The organism is Actinoplanes cyaneus (genome assembly GCF_016862095.1).
GTDB classification, from domain to species: domain Bacteria; phylum Actinomycetota; class Actinomycetes; order Mycobacteriales; family Micromonosporaceae; genus Actinoplanes; species Actinoplanes cyaneus.
In genome coordinates, this window is record NZ_BOMH01000043.1 from 99,426 (window position 1) to 114,092 (window position 14,667).

The 14,667-nt window shown below is 71.9% G+C and carries 14 protein-coding genes; 4 read left to right on the plus strand and 10 right to left on the minus strand.

Features of this window, described 5'->3' with window-relative positions:
- Window positions 1-2 precede the first annotated feature (2 nt).
- The gene (locus Acy02nite_RS29430; RefSeq protein WP_203746629.1) at window positions 3-1,340 is read right to left on the minus strand and encodes a hypothetical protein; all 1,338 of its coding nucleotides are present in this window, start codon (window positions 1,338-1,340) and stop codon (window positions 3-5) included.
- A complete protein-coding gene (locus tag Acy02nite_RS29435; RefSeq protein ID WP_203746631.1) occupies window positions 1,337-1,957 on the minus strand; it encodes a DUF4126 domain-containing protein in 621 nt (206 codons plus the stop codon). Before Acy02nite_RS29435 ends, Acy02nite_RS29430 begins: the two co-directional genes overlap by 4 nt.
- A gap of 61 nt (window positions 1,958-2,018) precedes the next feature.
- Between Acy02nite_RS29435 and nucS the strand changes: the two genes are divergently transcribed.
- Entirely contained in the window at window positions 2,019-2,678 is a 660-nt protein-coding gene (gene nucS, locus Acy02nite_RS29440) for an endonuclease NucS (RefSeq protein WP_203746633.1), read from the plus strand.
- Window positions 2,679-2,706: 28 nt separating this feature from the next.
- Here the strand turns inward: nucS and Acy02nite_RS29445 are convergent, their stop codons facing one another.
- From Acy02nite_RS29445 to Acy02nite_RS29460, 4 genes are read right to left on the minus strand one after another with little or no spacing between them, the layout of a single operon-like run.
- Window positions 2,707-3,108 carry a hypothetical protein gene (locus Acy02nite_RS29445; protein WP_203746635.1) on the minus strand — a complete coding sequence of 134 codons (402 nt, stop codon included), beginning with the start codon at window positions 3,106-3,108 and terminating at the stop codon, window positions 2,707-2,709.
- A gap of 24 nt (window positions 3,109-3,132) precedes the next feature.
- On the minus strand, window positions 3,133-4,623 hold the full coding sequence (locus Acy02nite_RS29450) for a DUF6297 family protein (RefSeq protein WP_203746637.1): 1,491 nt from the start codon (window positions 4,621-4,623) through the stop codon (window positions 3,133-3,135).
- The gene (locus Acy02nite_RS29455) at window positions 4,620-5,258 is read right to left on the minus strand and encodes an ABC transporter ATP-binding protein (RefSeq protein ID WP_203746645.1); all 639 of its coding nucleotides are present in this window, start codon (window positions 5,256-5,258) and stop codon (window positions 4,620-4,622) included. The genes Acy02nite_RS29450 and Acy02nite_RS29455 overlap by 4 nt, the downstream gene beginning before the upstream one ends.
- Before the next feature lie 9 nt (window positions 5,259-5,267).
- Entirely contained in the window at window positions 5,268-6,761 is a 1,494-nt protein-coding gene (locus tag Acy02nite_RS29460) for an aldehyde dehydrogenase family protein (protein ID WP_203746647.1), read from the minus strand.
- Between the two features lie 53 nt (window positions 6,762-6,814).
- Here Acy02nite_RS29460 and Acy02nite_RS29465 point away from each other — a divergent pair, with 53 nt between their 5' ends.
- Window positions 6,815-7,141 (plus strand): Rv1322 family protein, encoded by a 327-nt coding sequence (locus Acy02nite_RS29465; RefSeq protein WP_203746649.1) that lies wholly within the window; start codon window positions 6,815-6,817, stop codon window positions 7,139-7,141.
- 10 nt (window positions 7,142-7,151) lie between these two features.
- Window positions 7,152-7,952 carry an alpha/beta hydrolase gene (locus tag Acy02nite_RS29470; protein ID WP_203746651.1) on the plus strand — a complete coding sequence of 267 codons (801 nt, stop codon included), beginning with the start codon at window positions 7,152-7,154 and terminating at the stop codon, window positions 7,950-7,952.
- A 454-nt stretch (window positions 7,953-8,406) separates the two neighbouring features.
- Here the strand turns inward: Acy02nite_RS29470 and Acy02nite_RS29475 are convergent, their stop codons facing one another.
- From Acy02nite_RS29475 to mce, 4 genes are all read right to left on the minus strand, one after another.
- Window positions 8,407-9,558 (minus strand): AI-2E family transporter, encoded by a 1,152-nt coding sequence (locus Acy02nite_RS29475; protein ID WP_203746653.1) that lies wholly within the window; start codon window positions 9,556-9,558, stop codon window positions 8,407-8,409.
- A gap of 69 nt (window positions 9,559-9,627) precedes the next feature.
- Window positions 9,628-11,091 carry a Laminin subunit beta-1 gene (locus Acy02nite_RS29480; protein ID WP_203746655.1) on the minus strand — a complete coding sequence of 488 codons (1,464 nt, stop codon included), beginning with the start codon at window positions 11,089-11,091 and terminating at the stop codon, window positions 9,628-9,630.
- A gap of 241 nt (window positions 11,092-11,332) precedes the next feature.
- The gene (locus Acy02nite_RS29485) at window positions 11,333-12,646 is read right to left on the minus strand and encodes a coiled-coil domain-containing protein (RefSeq protein ID WP_203746657.1); all 1,314 of its coding nucleotides are present in this window, start codon (window positions 12,644-12,646) and stop codon (window positions 11,333-11,335) included.
- Between the two features lie 249 nt (window positions 12,647-12,895).
- Complete coding sequence (gene mce / locus Acy02nite_RS29490) at window positions 12,896-13,393, minus strand: methylmalonyl-CoA epimerase (RefSeq protein ID WP_203746666.1); 498 nt, start codon at window positions 13,391-13,393, stop codon at window positions 12,896-12,898.
- 84 nt (window positions 13,394-13,477) lie between these two features.
- Between mce and Acy02nite_RS29495 the strand changes: the two genes are divergently transcribed.
- The gene (locus tag Acy02nite_RS29495) at window positions 13,478-14,659 is read left to right on the plus strand and encodes an acetyl-CoA C-acetyltransferase (protein ID WP_203746668.1); all 1,182 of its coding nucleotides are present in this window, start codon (window positions 13,478-13,480) and stop codon (window positions 14,657-14,659) included.
- Window positions 14,660-14,667 lie beyond the last annotated feature (8 nt).

Below are 14,667 nucleotides of genomic sequence, written 5' to 3' on the forward strand. Positions count from 1 at the left end.
CATTATGACGGATTAGACGTTGCGTGTCGGGATCTGTCGCTCGAAAAGGCCTCTGCCCACAGGCGGCCTGCCACGACCATCGCGGCCTCCCGATGCCACTGCCGCATGGTGTCGCGCGGAACGTTGCGCCGGAACCAGTCGACGGCCATCCGCGCCTCCCGGCTCAACCCGTCCAGCCGCTGCCGGCGCGAGTACGGATTGAGCCCGAGCACCCCGCAGAACTGCAGCGTGCTGTAGTACCGCCAGTCCTCGGTGGTGCCGAACGGGCCGGCCGGCCGCAACCCCGACACCGCCTCGCGCAGCACCGCCCGCAACTCCCGGGCCCGGGCCCGCGGCTGGTCGTCGCCACGGCCCGCGACCCGGCGCGCCACCATCGGCAGATCGGTCAGCGGGCTGCGCGACAGCCGGTTCAGATCGTTGAAGTCGTCCAGCGCCCGCCGCGTCAGCCGCAGGAACTCCGGCTCGCCCACCTCGGCCAGCCGGCGGCGCTCCCGCAGGCGCAGCAGCGCGTCCGCGTTCAGGAACAGGGTGGCCCGCTCGTGGCGCAGCCGGGTCTCACCGGCCAGCGCGATCCCGTCGATCAGCCGGCTCAGCCGCCCGGTCAGGCCGGCCGCGGTCGCCACCACCGCCAGCGGGACGAACTGCAGCGTGGTCACCAAGTCGTTGCCACGGATCTCGTAGAGGGTGAGCACGGCCGGGGCGCCGAGGAGCACCAGCACGCCGAGCGCGGCGACCAGCGAGCGCCGCAGGTCCGGCCGGAGCCGCTCGCCGGCGGCCATGGCGTGCGCGACCGCGATCAGATAGCCGAAGACCAGCAGGTCGAGCCCGTTCGCGGCGAGCGCCGGAGCCGGGCCGCCGGTGTCGAGCGGGACCAGGACGAGGGCGAGGCTCGCGGCGTACAGCGCGGCGATGAGACTCAGCGCGAGCGGCAGACTCCGCGGAACCACCTGGTCATGGCTTCTCCAGAGCAGGATCAGCGCGCCGACCAACGGGGTGAGCACGACCAGCTTCCCGGCGCCGGGAAGCGCCACCACCATCAGCTGGAAGCTGACCCCGAGCACCACGGCGCCGATGTCGATCGGGCGGCGCTCCGGCGGCGTCAGCGGCAGGAGCGCGACCACGCTCCCGGCCCAGGCCAGGGCCGGGAGGCAGATCAGGATCTCCGCTGTCCGGGAGCCGGGCGCCGTGGTCCAGGCGGCCACCGCGAACGCGTACGCCACCAGGCCTGCGCTCGCCCAGCGCAACGCCGGCCGCCCCGGATCACGGCCGATCAGATACCCGGCGAGCCACCAGGTGAGGGTGAAGGCGGGGACGGCGATCGCGAGCACCCGCAGAGTCAACCAAACAGTCGACGCGTTTCGACACCCGCCGGCTTCGCCTCCTTGCGGCGCCGGCGGCGCTGGAAGACCCAGACCGAGGCCCAGACCAGCAGAACCAGCCCGACGAGAACCAGAATCGGAAGAAGAATCGCCAGCACGGAGAGGAGCACACTGCTGATGTCCTCGACCGTGCTCGCCACCGGGGCCCCGAAACCGGCGGTGGTGACATTGACCACCGGGCGGGACGCGGCTTTCACCCCGTGGACACAGAGGGCGATCAGCGTCCCGGTCACGACCGGGACCCACTGGTGCGAGCTGAAGAACGTGCCCGGGTCGGAGACGGTCACCGTCTGCGAGGCGGAGCCGGCGCCGAACACCAGGCCACCGGCGGTCGGCCGGACGAAGGTCTGGACCACGTCGTTGACATGGTCGACCACCGGCACCTTGTCGGCCACCACCTCGATCGCCAGCAGGACGGCCAGGATCAGGATGGTCCAGCCGTTGGTGACCCAGGACCAGCTCTGCGGCAGGTCGATGGCATCGGTGTAACGGGCCAGCAGCGCCATGGTCAGCAGGGGGATGTAGGCATTCAGTCCGGCGGATGCCGCGAGACCGGTGCCGGTCAATGCTTCTAACACGAAGTCAGCATGGCACCGGCGTGCGACATTTTCGTTCCGGGCCGTCGGATAGTGTCGTCCGGTGCGTCTGGTCATCGCGAAATGCTCCGTCGACTACGTCGGACGGCTCTCCGCTCATCTTCCGCTCGCCACCCGGCTGCTCATGGTGAAAGCCGACGGCTCGGTGTCGATCCACGCCGACGACCGTGCCTACAAGCCGCTGAACTGGATGAGCCCGCCCTGCAAGCTGCAGGAGGCGCCGGGCGTGTGGAAGGTGGTGAACAAGGCCGGCGAGGAGCTGCGGATCACTCTCGAGGAGATCTTCCAGGATTACTCGTACGAGTTGGGAGTGGACCCCGGCCTGGTCAAGGACGGTGTCGAGGCACATCTGCAGGAGTTGCTCGCGGAGCACCCGGAGACCTTCGGCGAGGGGTACACCCTGGTCCGCCGCGAGTTCATGACCGCGATCGGCCCGGTCGACCTGCTCCTGAAGGACGCGACCGGCGCCTCGGTCGCCGTCGAGGTCAAACGCCGCGGCGAGATCGACGGCGTCGAGCAGCTCACCCGCTACCTCGAACTGATGAATCGCGACCCGCTGCTGTCCCCGGTCAAGGGCGTGTTCGCGGCCCAGGAGATCAAGCCGCAGGCGCGCGTGCTCGCCACCGACCGCGGCATCCGCTGCGTGGTCGTCGACTACGACAAGCTCCGCGGCATGGAGCGCGACGAGCTCACCCTCTTCTAGGACCTCCGCGGCGCCGGCCGCGAGCCGCTCAGATCACGGCGGCGAGCTGGTCGGCGACACGCTGTGCGGCCTCCCGCCCGGCGCGCTGCTTGATCAGGCCCTCCTTGGCCACCCCGCGAAGGTGGACGGTGGTCGAGGCCGGCCCGGCCGCGGCGAGCGTCGCCGTGACGACGGCCGGGTTGAGGCCCATCGCGCCGGCGGCGACCATGGTGCGCAACGGCCCGGCCGGAACGCCGAGCAACGCCCGCACCAGCGCCTCGGCCTCGGCTGCGGACAACGGCAAGGTCACCTCGGTCTCGAAGACGTCGGCCGGCAGCAGCTTGGCGGCCAGCCGGGCGCCCCAGCCGCTGCCGTGGCCGGCCGTCGCGCCGACCTGGCCCAAGCCGTGGACGAGCAGCGCGTTCTCCTCCGGAGTCGGTTCCGGTGCCATGGCAGGCTCCCTGAGGTGGTCGGGTCAGGACTGAAGCTCGACGCGTTCGGGGTCGGTGGTGCCGGCCAGGTAGGCGCGGGCGCCGATCAGGGCCAGCGCCGTCTGGAAGAGCAGCAACGTCCACGTCAGCGCGGTGCCCTGACTGATCGCGATCAGCGCCGGGATGCCCAGGATCAGGGCGTCCGGGCCGGCGAACGCGTAGACCAGCGGACCGGTCGAGACGGTCCCCATCGGGGTGTCCAGCGGCAGCAGGTCGTTGCGGACGAAACCGGCCCGGGCCCGGCGAACCGCGGCCAGCCCGCCCACCACGCCGACCGGGACGCTGAGCAGCGGCCACGGGCCGGCCGGCAGGTCACCGGCGAGCTGCATCAGGAGCAGCGCGATCAGGGACCAGGCGAAGGCCAGCGCGCCGGGGATCCACAGCCGCTGCAGGAGGGCCTGCCGGGAGCTGATCGCGAGCAGGCGCAGCAGGACCGGGTTCCCGGCGTCGGTGTTGACGGTCCTGGTCGTGGTGCCGCCGGCGATCATCGCGCCGGCCAGGACCGCGAGCGCGGCGGCCCACGGCGGCGCGGCGGTGAGCAGCAGCGGGATCGGGGTGGCCGCCAGCAGCCACAGGAGCCGGGGGAGCCGGCGGCGCACCATCAGGAAGTCCTGGCCGGTCAGGACGGGGAGCCGGGCCGGCGGGCGGGCGCTGGTCAGCCGCCGGCTGGTCCAGTAACGCCGGGCCACCATGTCGGTGACGAACGAGGGCTCCATCCCGAACGCGGTGTCGAAGATGGTGCCGGTGGTCTTCGCGGCCTCCAGGATGCGGTCGTCCGGGGTGCGGGCCAGATCCCGTACGACCAGAGCAGTCCCGGCACCGACGGCGACCGCGAGGGCCAGGACCACGCTGAGCAGAGCGGACCGGGACGGCCACCCGTCGATCGCGGGCGGGTCGCCGATCGCAAGGTTGTCGACGACCAGCAGGATCAGGCCGGCGGCCGCGACCAGGGTCGCCAGCCGATCGGTGACCGTGGCCCAGACGCGCACCCGCTGCGCGACGACGGCGACCAGCAGCAGCCCGGCCCCGAGCAGCGTCCCGGCGGCGATCAGCGGCCCGGCGAGAGCGTGCGGGGCGGCGTGCCCGGCGATCGCGGTGGCGATCAGCGCGGCGACGGACGCGGCCGCCAGCGCGGCCAGCCGCAGTGACGGCAGCAGCAGACGGCGACGGCTGACCGGGGCGGTGAGCAGGAAGTACGCCGCGGGCCGCCCCAGCGTGACCGGCCCGACCGCCCGCATCGTCCGGAGCAGGAAACCGGCGCCGAGCAGGCTCAGCGCGAGGGCCGGCAGCGCGCCGAGGTCGGGCCTGGACGGCCAGAAGATCTTGGCGAGCTGCTCGTGCGTCATCGCGCCGACCACCGCGATCAGCAGCGCCGCGACGTAGAGGTTGCCCAGCGTCGCGGCGCGTTCCCGGTGGGACACCTGGCGCTGGTGGATCCAGCGGCGGACCGGCCGCAGCGGCACGATGACGGTCACGGGACCAGGGACTCCATCGTCGTGAGCTCCGCGCCGGAGGCCACCGAGAACTTGTCGTCGTGGCTGGCCATCAGCAGCGACCCGCCGCCCGCCAGGTAGTCCACCAGCATCGCGGCGACCGAGGCCCGGCCCTCCGGGTCGAGGCGCTGCTCCGGCTCGTCGAGGATGAGCAGCGAACTGGGCCGGATCAGGGCCAGCGCCAGCGTGAGCCGCTGCTTCTGCCCCGACGAGAGCGACGGCGGGATCGCGTCGGCGTGCCCGGTCAGCCCGAACCGGTCGAGCGCCTCGTCGACGCCGGCCTCGTCCGGGTCCTGCCCGTGCGCGCGGCAGATCAGCTCGGCGTGCTCGCGGGTGGTCAGCCCCGGGTACCAGGTCGGCGGCTCGACGGTGGTGACGACAGCGGCCCAGAACTCGGGACTCGAGCCGGGGTTCGCGCCGAAGACCCGGATCCGGCCGTCGTCCGGGCGCTGCAGGCCGCTGACACAGCGCAGCAGGGTGGACTTGCCGATGCCGTTCTCCCCGGTCACACAGACGCCGGTGCCGGCCGGGACGGTCAGCGCCACCCCGGCCAGGACCGGGACGGAGCCGTAGCTCACCGAGAGATCGCTTACCTCAACCGCGGGGTGGTCAGCCACCCGCACAGCCTACGGTTTACGGCCGTACAGCAACCGCAGGGCCTTGACGATCTGCTTCACCTGGGCCGGCGTGCGCTCGAAGGTCATCGCGGGGAGCAGGGACTTCGCCCGGCGTACCGTGATCGCCTTGGCCCGGGCGAACTCGCGCAGCCCGTCCTCGCCGTGGATGCGCCCGAACCCGGACTCGCCCACCCCACCGAACGGCAGGTTGCCCATCCCGACGAACGTCAGGGTCCCGTTGACGGCGACCATGCCGGAGCGCAGCCGCCGCGCGATGCGGATCGCGTTCTTCTTGCCGAAGACCGAGCCACCCAGGCCGTACGGCGAATCGTTGGCCTTCTGGATGGCCTCGTCGGCGTCGCGGACCCTGGTGATCGTCAGCGTCGGCCCAAACGTCTCCTCACGGATCTCCGACGAGTCCTCCGGGACGTCGACCAGCACCGTCGGCGCGACGTAGGGAGCCTGCACCGCCCCGGCGCCGCCCAGCACCGCACGACCGCCCTTGGCCAGCGCGTCCTCGATGTGGTCGCGGATGATGTCGAGCTGCTTCGGCATGGTGATCGGGCCGATCTCCTCGCCCGTGCGCAGCTTGCCGGCCTTCTCCACGACGGCCTCGACGAACCGGTCGTAGACCGGCTCGACCGCGTAGACCCGCTCGATCCCGATGCAGGTCTGACCGGCATTGGTCATCGCGCCCCAGACCGCGGCCTCGGCCGCCGCGCGCACGTCCGCGTCGGCGTCCACGATCAGCGCGTCCTTGCCGCCGGCCTCGATCACGACGGGCACCAGGTTCTCCGCGCAGGCGGCCATCACCTTCTTGCCGGTCGCGGTCGAGCCGGTGAAGCTCACCTTGCCCACCCCGGAACGGCACAGCGCGCCGCCGACGTCACCGAGCCCGTGCACCGCCTGCAGCACCGGCTGCTCCGGGACGACCTGGGCGAACGAGTCGACGAGCCACTGACCGACGACCGGCGTGTACTCACTGGGCTTGAAGACGACAGCGTTGCCGGCCGCCAGCGCGCCCGAGATCGGGCCGATCGGGGTGACGATCGGATAGTTCCACGGGCCTATCACGCCGACCACGCCGAACGGCTGGTACTCCAGGTGACCGACGTGCTCGGCGAGCAGCAGGCGGGTGCGCATCCGGCGCGGGCCGAGCACCCGCTTGGCGTGCCGGGCGGCCCAGTCCAGGTGCTCGACGGCGGCGGTCACCTCGATGATCCCGTCGTTGATCGGCTTGCCGGTCTCCAGCTTGGTGAGCTCGGCCAGCTCCTCGATCCGCTCGACGAGCAGGGTGCGCCAGCGCAACAGCCGCGTCTTGCGGCCCTCCCAGCCCAGGCCCTGCCACCAGGCGGCGGCCACCTTGGCGCGCTCGACGGCGGCGACCACCGCTTTCTCGTCGGCGGCCGGCACGCGACCGGCCTCCGCGCCGCTCGCCGGATTCGTGGAGATCAGCTGGCCGTCCTCGATCACGGGCAGGCCGGGAACGTGAGTCGCCGTCATGCCGGGAGTCTAGGCCGAATGTTACCGATGAGTCACTACGTACTCTTAACCTTGTGAGCCCCCGCCGTAACCGCCCCCGCCGGCCCCCGGCCGAAGAGCCGGACCGGGACCGTCCCGGCATCACCGAGCAGCGCGTCCAGCAATGGCGGGACGGCGAGTGGATGGTGCGCAACATCTTCGGGGCCGCGGCCGTGAAGACGTACCTGTGCCCGGGCTGCATGCAGGACATCCGGCCCGGCGTCGCGCACGTCGTGGCGTGGCCGGCCGACGACCTCGGCGACGGCGCGGACCGGCGGCACTGGCACACCGGCTGCTGGCGAGCCCGGGACCGCCGCGGCCCGGGAGTGGAGCGCTCGCGCAACGCCCCCCGCTATGGGTGAAACTCGTCCTATGAGCAACCACATCCGTGCCAACTCGATCCTGCCCGCCAAGCGCGAGGACATCGAGCTGCACACCGCCGACGGCGTCACCCTCGTCGGCGAGCTTGCCGTGCCGCTGGACCGCGCGCCGGTGGCGACCCTCGTCTGCCTGCACCCGCTGCCCACCCACGGCGGGATGATGGACAGCCACGTCTTCCGCAAGGCAGCCTGGCGGCTCCCCGCCCTGGCCGGGCTCGCCGTGCTGCGCTTCAACACCCGCGGCACCAGCAGCGTCCGCGGCACCAGCGGCGGCACGTTCGCCTCCGGCGTCGACGAGCGGTTCGACGTCGCCGCCGCCATCGAGTACGCGGAGTTCGCCGACCTGCCGCACCTCTGGCTCGTCGGCTGGTCCTTCGGCACCGACCTCACCCTGATGTACGGGCTGGAGCCCGCGGTCGCCGGCGCGGTCCTGATCTCCCCGCCGCTGCGCTTCTCCCAGCCGTCGCACCTGGCCGCGTGGGCCGCCGACGGGAAACCGCTGACCGCACTCATCCCCGAGTTCGACGACTACCTGCGCCCCGAGGAGGCCGCCTCCCGGTTCGCCGCGATCCCGCAGGCCGAGGTCGTCCCGATGCCCGGCGCCAAGCACCTCTGGGTCGGCGACGCGGAGAAGGTGCTCGATGAGATCGTGAAGCGGGTCGCGCCGTCGGTGCCGACGCCGCTGCCGCGCACGTGGGACGGCCCGATGGAGACCGGCGACATGAACGCCTACGCGGATCGCACGGTGGCCGCCTTCGCCGACGTCGACGTGCCCAAACCCCTCAAGGACTGATTGCCCGTACGCCCGCGAGCCCGTAGCCACACCAGGCCCGGCCGCGACCCACGGTCCCGGCTGGCTCTCAGGGGTGCTTCAAGCGCGCGAAACACCCCTGAGAGCCAGCCACTAGGCGGCAGCAGCGGACGGTGCCGCGCCGCGCGGGAGTCGGGGTTGCGCGAGGGACTGCGTCCCCGCGCCGCGAGGCCGTGCCGCGCGGGAGTCCGGCGTCGCGCGAGGGACTGCGTCCCCGCGCCGCGAGGCCGTGGCCACACCGGGCCGTGGCGCGCCGCCCTGTCCCGGCTGGTTCTCATGGGCGTTATGAGGCACGAATAACGCCCATGAGAACCAGCCGGAACCGTGAGTCGCGGCAAGGCCGGGGGTGGCCACGGCCTCGCGTGTGCACGGGCGGGACTTGGCGCGTCGCCTGCGGACGGGCAGTCCCATCGTCGTACGGGAAGATGGGGTTGATCTATCTCTGATCCATGCTGGGGACCATGACCTCGCGCATGAGCAGCTGGATGGCGGCGACCATCGGGATCGCGACGAGGGCGCCCACCACGCCGAAGAGGGCCACGCCGAGCAGTGCCGCCACGACCGCCGCCACGTCGCTGACCTTGACCGAGCGGCGCATCACGCCGGGGTAGATCAGGTAGTTCTCGATCTGCTGGTAGACGATGAAGAACACGATGCAGACGATGCCGTCGGTGGGGGACGAGGCGAACCCGACGAGGCTGACGACGACAGCGCCGATCGTGGCGCCGATCTGCGGGATCAGGTCGCAGACGGCGACGACCACCGCCAGCGCGAACGGGTACGGCAGGCCGAGCAGCATCGCCGCCACGAACGTGCTCAGGCCGGCCAGCACCGCGATCGAGATGGCCCCGACCATGTACGCGCCGACCTTGGTCAGGATCTCGTCGGTGAGCAGCCGCACCCGATCGCGCCGAGTGGAGGGGACCAGCGAGTAGCCGGCCTTCTTGATCCGCTCGAAGGACGCCATGAAGTAGATCGTCAGCACCAGGACCGTCAGGACGTTGAAGATCGTCCCGAAGATCAGCTTGGCGCCGCCGACCACCCCGCCCAGCGCGTTGCCGATCGTGCCGGCGTTCACCGCGCTCTGCACCTTGTTCACGATGTCGTAGCGCTGGACCAGCTCGTTGACGGTCTCGCTGCGGCGCAGGTTCTCGATCGTGCCGGGCGCGTTGTTGACCAGCTCGGTGGTCTGCGTCACCAGCGGCGGGATCAGCGCGACGATGCCGCCCGCCAGCAGCGCCACCACCAGCAGCGCCACGATCGCGACGGCCACCCCGCGGGGCAGACCCCAGCGGTGCAGCCGGACCACCGCGGGGTTCAGGCCGATCGCCAGGAACAGCGCGATGAAGATCAGCACCAGGATCGAGGCGGCGTTCCGGACACCCAGGAACAGCGCGTACGCCACCAGGACGCCCAGCCCGAACATGAAGCCGAACAGGAATGGGCTGCGCCGGTTCAGTGGCTGGCCGGGAGCGCCGAACCGGCCCTTGTGCACCTCGGGCGTCCCGTCCGGCTCGGGCTTCCGGTCCGGCTCGGGTGGCGCCGGCTCAGGCTCGGCGGCCGATGCCTGCGCGGGCTCGGATGACATGCGGGACCTCCACAGCGGAACGTGAAGACCCGGACGTTATCGCTGTGCCGCGACGACCGCCAGCCGCTGTCACTCCGCGTCGGCAGGCACCCGGCTCGCCTGCGGCACCGTCACCTTGGCCGAGGCGGTCACCTTGGCGGGCTGGGCCGGCTTCTCGTTCAACTCGACCGCGGCGTGGCCGGTGGCCTTGCCCGGCTCGACCGCGGCATGACCGGTGGCCTTGGCCGGTTCGACCGCGGCATGACCGGTGGCCTTGGCCGGCTCGGGTTCCGGCTCCGGCTCGGGCTCCTCCGGGGAGGCGGCGGCGGCCAGCACCGCGGCGGCGGCCAGCTCGGCCACCCGCTTGGCCTCCCGCTGCACCTGGGCCCGCACCTCGGCGGCGTGCCGCTCGGCGGCCTCACCGGCCCGCTTCGCCTCCTCCACCCGCTTGAGCTCGGCCTCCAGCCGCGAGGTCGTCTCGGCCAGCTCCCGCTCGACGCGCTCGGTCTCCTTCTCCGCGGCCAGGGCCTGCTCCTGCGCGGTGGTCAGGCGCTGCCCGGCGGCGACGATCTCGGCCTGGGCGGTTTCCAGGTCGCGGCCGGCCTGGGCGATCTTCTCCTGCTGGGCGGTGAGCTCCTTGCGGGTGGCGGTGGCCTGCTCGTCGGAGCGGCGCAGCACCTCCTCCGCGTACTTGTCGGCCTCGCTGCGCAGGTCGGCGCACTGCTTCTCGACACCGGCGCGCATCTGCCCGAGCTCCTCGATCACCGCATGCCGGCGCAGCGCCAGCTCGTGCTCGACGGCCGCCTTCAGGTCGGCCTGCTCGCGCTCCGCGTCCGCCCGCCGGGTGGTGATCTCCTGGTTCGTCTTCTCGCGCAGCGCCTTGAGCTCCTGCTCGGCCTGCAACCGGGTGGACTGCACGTAACCGTCCACCTCGGCGCGGGCCCGCTGGGCCTCCTGCGCGGCCTTGTCGCCCAGGTGCTGTGCCTCGGCGCGGGCGCGGGCCAGCAGCGCCTCGCTCTCGGTGCGGATCTGCTCGGCGGTCTGCCGGGCGGTGGCGACCGCCTTCTCGGCCGCCGCGCGCTTGGCGGCGTCCGCCTTCTCCTCCTCGGCGCGGCGGGCGGCCAGCGCGACCTCGAAGTCGCGGACCGCGTCGTGCGCGTGCGCCTCGGCCTCGGCCCGGATGCGTTCCGCCTCGGCGAGCCGGCCGGCGATGTCGTCGGTGGCCGAGGCCTTGATCACCTCGGCCTGCTCCTCGGCGAGCGCGAGGATCTGCTCGACCCGGGGACCGAGGTGCCGGAAGGAGACCTCGCCGCTCATGCCGTTGTTCCGCCGAGCCGCGGTGATCTCTTGCTGGAGCCGCTCGATCTGCGCGGCCATCGCCTGGATCTGCGAATACGCCTGCTCGCGCTCGGCGGCCAGCGCGGCGATCTCGTTCTCGGCACGGGCGACGTATCTCTCGACCTGCTTCCGCTCGTAACCTCGCAGAGCGGTCTCGAAGCTCGGCTCGGTGGCCGAGTCTCCGCCAAGGCCGAAGATTTCACCGCCGTGCGACATGCTTTCCATCCTCACATACGCCTAGTCCTGCGGCATGTCGTTACACACCGGCTTGAGCGGGACTATGCGGGTAGTTGCGAATTGTCCGACCGGGTGCCGTGCGGAACCCAGGCTACGCGCCAAAACGAGTCAGGCCGTGCCGGAGAAACTCCGGTACGGCCTGCGTCACAAAAGCCGCCGACCGGTCCCACCGTTGCGCACTCCCGGGGAGTACGCAAGCGGGGAGACCGGGACGGAATCGTTACGAATTCGTCTTCGCGGCCACCGGCTCGTCGTCCGACTCGGCCTCGGCCTGCGCGGCCGGCTGGGCGGGCTCAGGGGCCTCGGCCTGCTTCGGAGCGGCGGCGGCGGCCACCGCGGCGGCGGCCGGAGCGCCACCCACACCGGGCACCAGCCCGGAGAGGCCGGACAGCATCTGACCCAACTGGTTGGTCACCGCGTCCTTCTGGCGGGTGAGGTCCTCGACCTCGCGGCGGGCGGCCTGGGTGGTCAGCTCGGCCTCGGTGCGGGCCTCGCTCAGCAGACGGTTGGCCTCGGAGCGCGCCTCCGAGACGGTCTTCTCGGCGAGGGCGCGGGCCTTCTCCACGGCCTCGGCGGCGCTGCGCTCGGACTCGATGCGGCGGCTCTCGGCGCGCTGCTCGATCTCCTTCGCGCGATCCTCCGCGGCGCGGGCCCGCTCCTCACCCTCGGACACCATCTTCTGGGTGGCCTGGAGCTGGGCGGCGTGCCGCTGCGACTCCTCGGTCTCGGCCTTCTCCCGGCGCTCGGCGATCTCCAGCGCGAGGGCCTGCAGGTCCTTGTCGCGCTTGTCACGGGCGTCGGCGAGCATCTTGGTGGCCTCGGCGCGCTTCTCCTCGGCCTCGCGGCCGGCCTTCGCCCGGGCCTGGGTGATCTCCCGCTCGGCGGTCGCGCGCAGCGAGGAGACCTCGCGCTCGACCGTCGACTTGAGCTCGGCGACCTCGTGCGCGGTGACCGTGCGCAGCTGCTTGGTCTCACGGTCCGCGTCCGACCGGAGGGTGTCGGCCTCGCGCCGGGCCTGGACCCGGGTCTCCGCGGCCTCCCGCTCGGCGTGGGTGCGCACCTGGCCGGCCTCGCGCTCGGCGGTCGCCTTCATGGCGGCGGCCTCGGCGCGGGCCTTGTCGGTGATCTCCCGTGCCTCGAGGCGCGCGGCGGAGAGGATGCCCTCACTCTCCCGCTTGGCCTCGCTGCGGTGGTCGTTGGCCTGCTCCTCGGCGAGCCGGAGGATCTGCTCGACCCGGGTGCCCAGCCCGGAGAGCGTCGGACGGTTGTTCTCCTCCAGCAACTTGTTGCTGTCGGCGAGTTTCTGCTCCAGCACGTTCAGTCGCTGCTCGGCCTGACGGAGCCGGCGCTGGGCGTCGTTCATCCGCTGCTCGGCCTCGCCGCGGGCCTGATAGGCCTGGTTCAGCGCGGCCAGCAGCCGGCCGATGTGGCCGTCGACCTGCTGCCGGTCGTAACCACGCAGGACGACAGTGAAGTCGTGCTGGGTATTCGCGGTTTCGAAGAAGTCAACGTGCTGATCCTGCTGCTGGGGCATTGCGCCATCCTGGCGAGAAGGGGGCGGACATGCAAGGGCGAACTGTCCCTGGAACCCCAATGTAGATCAGCTTTGAGCTGGTGCGCGGGCGGGTGCGGGGCCGTTCGGGGGACGACCGTCACTCACCGGGGTGTCCCGCCTCGCCCCGTCGCTAGCTGCTGACTCGGGGCTCCGGGTGATCGGCACCCGGCCGATGGGGTCGTCGGACCTGCTCAATGGCACCGATCCTGCCAGCCGGCCGGGCTCACGTCAGGCCGATTCACCCGCCGGGGGTACGGCCCTGGCCGGCTCGACGAGCTCGACCAGCACCCCGCCGGCGTCCTTGGGGTGGACGAAGTTGATCCTCGACCCGGCCGTGCCCCGTTTCGGCTCGTCGTAGAGCAGCCGCATGCCGCGGGCTCGCAGGGTGGTCGCGGCGGCCTCCACGTCGGCCACCGTGTAGGCGAGTTGTTGCAGGCCGGGGCCGTTGCGGTCGAGGAACCGGGCGATCGCCGAGCTGGGCCCGGCCGGGGCGAGCAGCTGGATCCGCGGCCCGGCGCCGTCGCCGACAGCGAGCATCGCCTCCCGTACCCCCTGTTCGTCATTGGTCTCTTGATGCACACACCGCAAACCGAACTTTTCCTGATAAAAGTCGATCGCCTCGTCGAGGTCGGCGACCGCGATGCCGACGTGGTCGATCCGTAGCAGGTCGAGGCCGGCGAGTGTGACATTCTCGGAACGGCCGGTACTCGATGTGTGCTCAGTCATGCCATTAGTCTCTGACCTGACTCATCGTTAAGTCCCGGCCGGGTGATCCACCCCACCCGTCGCCGTCGCAGATCGGACGTGACAGTGACCAGCTCCGTGATCATCAGTGGCGCCCGCACCCCGATGGGGCGGTTGCTCGGCAACCTCAAGCACCTGAGCGGCACCGCCCTCGGTGCGCACGCCATCGCCGCCGCCCTGGAGCGCGGCGGCGTCGCCCCCGACCAGGTGCAGTATGTGGTGATGGGCCAGGTCCTGCAGGCCGGCGCCGGGCAGATCACGGCCCGTCAGGCGGCGGTCGGGGCCGGCATCCCGATGACCGTGCCCGCGCTCACCGTCAACAAGGTGTGTCTCTCCGGGCTCGACGCGATCGCGCTGGCCGACCAGCTCATCCGGGCCGGCGAGTTCGACATCGTGGTCGCCGGGGGCATGGAGTCCATGACCAACGCCCCGCACCTGCTGATGGACCAGCGCCGGGGCACCAAGTTCGGCGACACCGTGGTCAAGGACCACATGGCGCTCGACGGGCTGACCGACCCGTGGGCCGGCATCTCGATGGGCGCCTCCACAGAGGAGGCCGGCGCCCGGCTGGACATCAGCCGCGCCGAGCAGGACGCGTTCGCCGCGCTCAGCCACCAGCGGGCCGCCGCCGCGCAGCGCGAGGGCCGGTTCGCCGAGGAGATCGCGCCGCTGCCGTCCGGCGACCGGAAGAACCCGGGCCCGATCGACACCGACGAGGGCGTCCGGCCGGACACCACCGCCGAGTCGCTGGCCAAGCTGCGCCCGGCGTTCAGCCCGGAGGGCACGATCACCGCTGCCAGCTCCTCGCCGATCTCCGACGGCGCCGCCGCGGTCGTGGTGATGAGCCGGGCCAAGGCCGAGGAGCTCGGGCTCACCTGGATCGCCGAGATCGTCTCCCACGGCAACGTGGCCGGGCCCGACAGCTCGCTGCAGTCCCAGCCGGCCAACGCCATCCGGCACGCCCTGCAGAAGGCCCGGCTCACCGTCGACGACCTCGACCTGATCGAGATCAACGAGGCGTTCGCGCAGGTCGCCATCCAGTCGATGCGCGAGCTGAAGGTCGACGAGAGCAAGGTCAACGTGAACGGCGGGGCGATCGCTCTCGGTCACCCGATCGGGATGTCCGGCGCCCGGCTGGTGCTCACCCTGGCGCTGGAGCTCAAGCGCCGTGGCGGCGGCACCGGCGCGGCCAGCCTGTGCGGCGGCGGTGGTCAGGGTGACGCGCTGATCATCAAGGTGCCCGCGTGACCGCTGGT

What these genes read in the sequence shown, in the direction of transcription:
- Acy02nite_RS29445 (WP_203746635.1), bottom strand. Translation starts at nt 3,108, where the DNA reads ATGGCACCGGAACCGACTCCGGAGGAGAACGCGCTGCTCGTCCACGGC.
- Acy02nite_RS29460 (WP_203746647.1), bottom strand. Translation starts at nt 6,761, where the DNA reads ATGACGGCGACTCACGTTCCCGGCCTGCCCGTGATCGAGGACGGCCAG.
- Acy02nite_RS29470 (WP_203746651.1), top strand. Translation starts at nt 7,152, where the DNA reads ATGAGCAACCACATCCGTGCCAACTCGATCCTGCCCGCCAAGCGCGAG.
- Acy02nite_RS29475 (WP_203746653.1), bottom strand. Translation starts at nt 9,558, where the DNA reads ATGTCATCCGAGCCCGCGCAGGCATCGGCCGCCGAGCCTGAGCCGGCG.
- Acy02nite_RS29480 (WP_203746655.1), bottom strand. Translation starts at nt 11,091, where the DNA reads ATGTCGCACGGCGGTGAAATCTTCGGCCTTGGCGGAGACTCGGCCACC.
- Acy02nite_RS29485 (WP_203746657.1), bottom strand. Translation starts at nt 12,646, where the DNA reads ATGCCCCAGCAGCAGGATCAGCACGTTGACTTCTTCGAAACCGCGAAT.
- mce (WP_203746666.1), bottom strand. Translation starts at nt 13,393, where the DNA reads ATGACTGAGCACACATCGAGTACCGGCCGTTCCGAGAATGTCACACTC.